Here is a 3,197-nt window from a genome sequence, read left to right as displayed (position 1 = left end):
ATCGTGTATTGCCCCGGCAGCGACTACGCCGCCAACATGGAAAAAGCCGAAGCGCTGGCGCCCCAGGGCGCACGCAAGGCCGCTTCCCAGGCGCTGACCAAAACCGCCACGCCCGGCAAGGCCACCTGCGCCGACGTGGCCGAGCTGCTGGGCATCCCGCTCGCTTCCACCGTCAAGTCGCTGGTACTGGCCACCGACCAGGTTGATGAGACCGGCAAGATCGTCAAGACACAGGTCTGGCTGCTGCTGCTGCGCGGCGACCACGACATGAACGAGGTCAAGGTTGGCAAGGTGCCGGGCCTGGCGGACTTCCGCTTTGCCACCCTGCCGGAGATTGAAGACCATTTCGGCTGCAAGCCCGGCTACCTCGGCCCGCTCAACCTGAAGAAGCCCGTCAAGCTGGTGGTTGACCGCGAAGTCGCGGCCATGGCCGACTGGGTGTGCGGCGCCAACGAAGTGGACTTCCACGTTACCGGCGTCAACTGGGGCCGCGACCTGCCCGAGCCCGAACTGGTGGCCGACATCCGCAACGTGGTCGCGGGCGACCCTTCGCCCGACGGCAAGGGCGCGCTGGTGATCGAGCGCGGCATCGAGGTCGGCCACGTGTTCTACCTCGGCACCAAATACAGCCAGGCCATGAACGCCACCTTCCTCGGCGAAAACGGCAAGCCACAGTTCCTAGAAATGGGTTGCTATGGCATCGGCATCACGCGCCTGCCGGCCGCCGCCATTGAGCAGAACCACGACGAACGCGGCATCATCTGGCCCGACGCGATTGCGCCCTTCACCGTGGTGCTGTGCCCCATCAGCCCTGACCGCTTTCCCGAAGTTGAAGCAGCCGCCAACAAGCTTTACGCCGAACTGCTTGCTGCCGGCGTGGACGTGATCCTGGACGACCGCGGCGAGCGGCCCGGCGCCATGTTTGCCGACTGGGAACTGATTGGCGTGCCGCACCGCGTCACCATCGGCGACCGCGGCCTGAAAGACGGCCAGCTCGAATACCAGCACCGGCGCGATGCGGCTTCCAGCAAGATCGACGTTGCCGGCGCCTTTGATTTCCTCAAGGGAAAGCTGGCGCTTTGACGCTCCAATGGTTTCCGTGCGCTCATTGACCCTGTCCGCATCCGAAGCTGCCGCCCAGGCCGGGGCACAGGGGATTTCCAGGCGAAGCTGCCTGCAGGCCCTGCCCATCGCCCTCAGCCCGCTGCTGCTGGCGCAGCAGGCGCATGCCGGTGCGCAGGTGGAAGAGCCGCTGATCGACTCGGTGCGGACYGCGCTGAGCTCTGCCATCGCCAACCAGGCGCCGCCCGTGCCCGAGTTCAAGGACACCGAAAGCCGGCTCGCCTACCTGCGCTGGCTGGGCGCCATGAGCGAGCGGCTGAAGAAGAAAAAACCCGAGTGGCAAATCCGCAAGGAGTTTTTGCAGACCGTCTGGTACGAAAGCCGCCGCGCCGGACTGGACACCACGCTGGTGCTGGGCCTGATCCAGGTCGAGAGCAACTTCCGCAAGTTCGCCGTGAGCAACGTCGGCGCGCGCGGCTACATGCAGGTCATGCCCTTCTGGACACGCGTGATCGGCGACGGGGATCCGTCCAAGCTCTTTCACATGCAGACCAACCTGCGCTTTGGCTGCGTGATCCTGCGCCACTACCTGGACCGCGAACGCGGCGACCTCTTCATGGGCCTGGGCCGCTACAACGGATCGCGGGGCAAGTCGCCCTATCCCAATGCCGTGATGGGTGCCAGCAAAGCCTGGGAATATTAGGCACACCCCCGTTCAGGCTCACTGCGTGTAGCCTGCTCCCCCCTTGCAGGGGGCGGCGCCTGCGGCCTGGCAAAGCCAGTTCCGCAGCCCCAGCTTGATACAGCATGGCGCTATCAATTCAATAGCTACTCGCGCACGCCAATATTGGGCTGAGGCCCTATTTGATGCCTGAAAATCGGGTTTTGACGCTGTTTTTCGGCCGAGACAACAGATTTTGAAGGTGTTTTGGCGCCCAAAAAGGGCTTTTGAGCCTCTTTTTACCCATGAATAGTGCCTCTAGACCAATACTGGCGAGCGCAAGCAGCTATAAATTTAATAGCGGTCGGCTGCCTTGCCAGCAGGGGCCGCGGAACTGGCTCTGCCAGTCCGCAGGCGCCGCCCCCTGCAAGGGGGGAGCAGGCTACACGCAGTGAGCCTGAACGGGGGTGTTCTATTTTTCTGCAGCAAACCAGTCAAGTACAGGCACCGTGCCCGGCAGCACCGGCTGCACTGTCACCGGCAGGTTTTGCCAGGCATACGACTGGCCTTCGTGCATATGCAGCTCGCCGGTCCAGTCGAAGACCTTGCAGAAATTGAGGCGGACCAAGGCGTGCGGGTAGTCGACCATTTCGACTTTCCAGGGCTGGGCGGCGCCTATGGTGACGCCGATTTCTTCCTGCAGTTCGCGTCGCAGGGCCTGCTCGACGGTTTCACCGGCTTCGAGCTTGCCGCCAGGGAATTCCCAGTAACCTTCGTACACCTTGCCTGGGGGGCGTGAGGTCAGAAGGAAATCGCCATCCGGCCGTATCAGCACGCCGACGGCTACGTCGACTACCTTGCGGTCCACACCGCCCTCGCGCGGGCGCTCGCCGTCGGCGACCAGCACGCTCATGTGGAGTGGTCTGGGGCTTGGTCAGATGGAGCCGCAGCAGCCGCACCCRGCCGCTCATACGCCGCGATGGGCGCAGCCGCCACGGGCCGGCTGGCRCTGTCGCGTCCGGCGTAGTCGCGGGCGAACTGGTAGGCCACGCGGCCGCTGCGCGAGCCACGCTCCAGCGCCCAGACCAGTGATGCGGGCCTCGCGGCCGCGATCGCATCGGGGCCCACGCCGAAGGACGACAGCCACTGCGCGACGATGGTCAGGTATTCGTCCTGGGTGAACGGGTAAAAACTGACCCACAAGCCGAAGCGCTCAGACAGCGAAATCTTTTCTTCAACCACTTCACCGGGATGCACCTCGCCATCGTCGCCGTGTGTGTAGGTGAGGTTTTCGGTCATGTACTCGGGCAGCAGGTGGCGCCGGTTGCTGGTCGCGTAGATCAGCACGTTGGGCGTAGCCGCTGCGACAGAGCCATCGAGGATGGACTTGAGCGCCTTGTAGCCGGGCTCGCCTTCCTCAAAACTCAGGTCGTCGCAAAAGACGATGAATTTTTCAGGCAGCCCGGACACCACG

4 protein-coding genes are annotated in these 3,197 nt (G+C 63.9%); 2 read left to right on the top strand and 2 right to left on the bottom strand.

Annotation, left to right across the window (positions count from 1 at the left end; translation table 11 throughout):
- Both proS and AC1D1P_RS18780 read left to right on the top strand, forming a co-directional pair.
- Nucleotides 1-1,083: proline--tRNA ligase (proS, locus tag AC1D1P_RS18785; RefSeq protein ID WP_477674013.1), on the top strand; the 1,083-nt coding region annotated here is incomplete at its 5' end.
- 7 nt (nucleotides 1,084-1,090) lie between these two features.
- A complete protein-coding gene (locus AC1D1P_RS18780; protein ID WP_477674012.1) occupies nucleotides 1,091-1,765 on the top strand; it encodes a lytic transglycosylase domain-containing protein in 675 nt (224 codons plus the stop codon).
- Between the two features lie 430 nt (nucleotides 1,766-2,195).
- Here the strand turns inward: AC1D1P_RS18780 and AC1D1P_RS18775 are convergent, their stop codons facing one another.
- Together AC1D1P_RS18775 and AC1D1P_RS18770 are read right to left on the bottom strand one after the other, a co-directional pair.
- Nucleotides 2,196-2,636 carry an NUDIX domain-containing protein gene (locus AC1D1P_RS18775; RefSeq protein ID WP_477674011.1) on the bottom strand — a complete coding sequence of 147 codons (441 nt, stop codon included), beginning with the start codon at nucleotides 2,634-2,636 and terminating at the stop codon, nucleotides 2,196-2,198.
- The coding region (locus tag AC1D1P_RS18770) for an ATP-binding protein (RefSeq protein ID WP_477674010.1) at nucleotides 2,633-3,197 on the bottom strand (565 nt) is incomplete at its 5' end. The genes AC1D1P_RS18775 and AC1D1P_RS18770, both read right to left, overlap by 4 nt.

Source organism: Polaromonas sp. P1_E1_2, from assembly GCF_056406035.1.
Note: the sequence above shows the minus strand (reverse complement) of the source record. Positions and strands in the feature narration are given on the sequence as shown.

Excerpts from the sequence above, each read along its gene's own strand:
- AC1D1P_RS18775 (WP_477674011.1), bottom strand. The coding sequence starts at position 2,636 with ATGAGCGTGCTGGTCGCCGACGGCGAGCGCCCGCGCGAGGGCGGTGTG.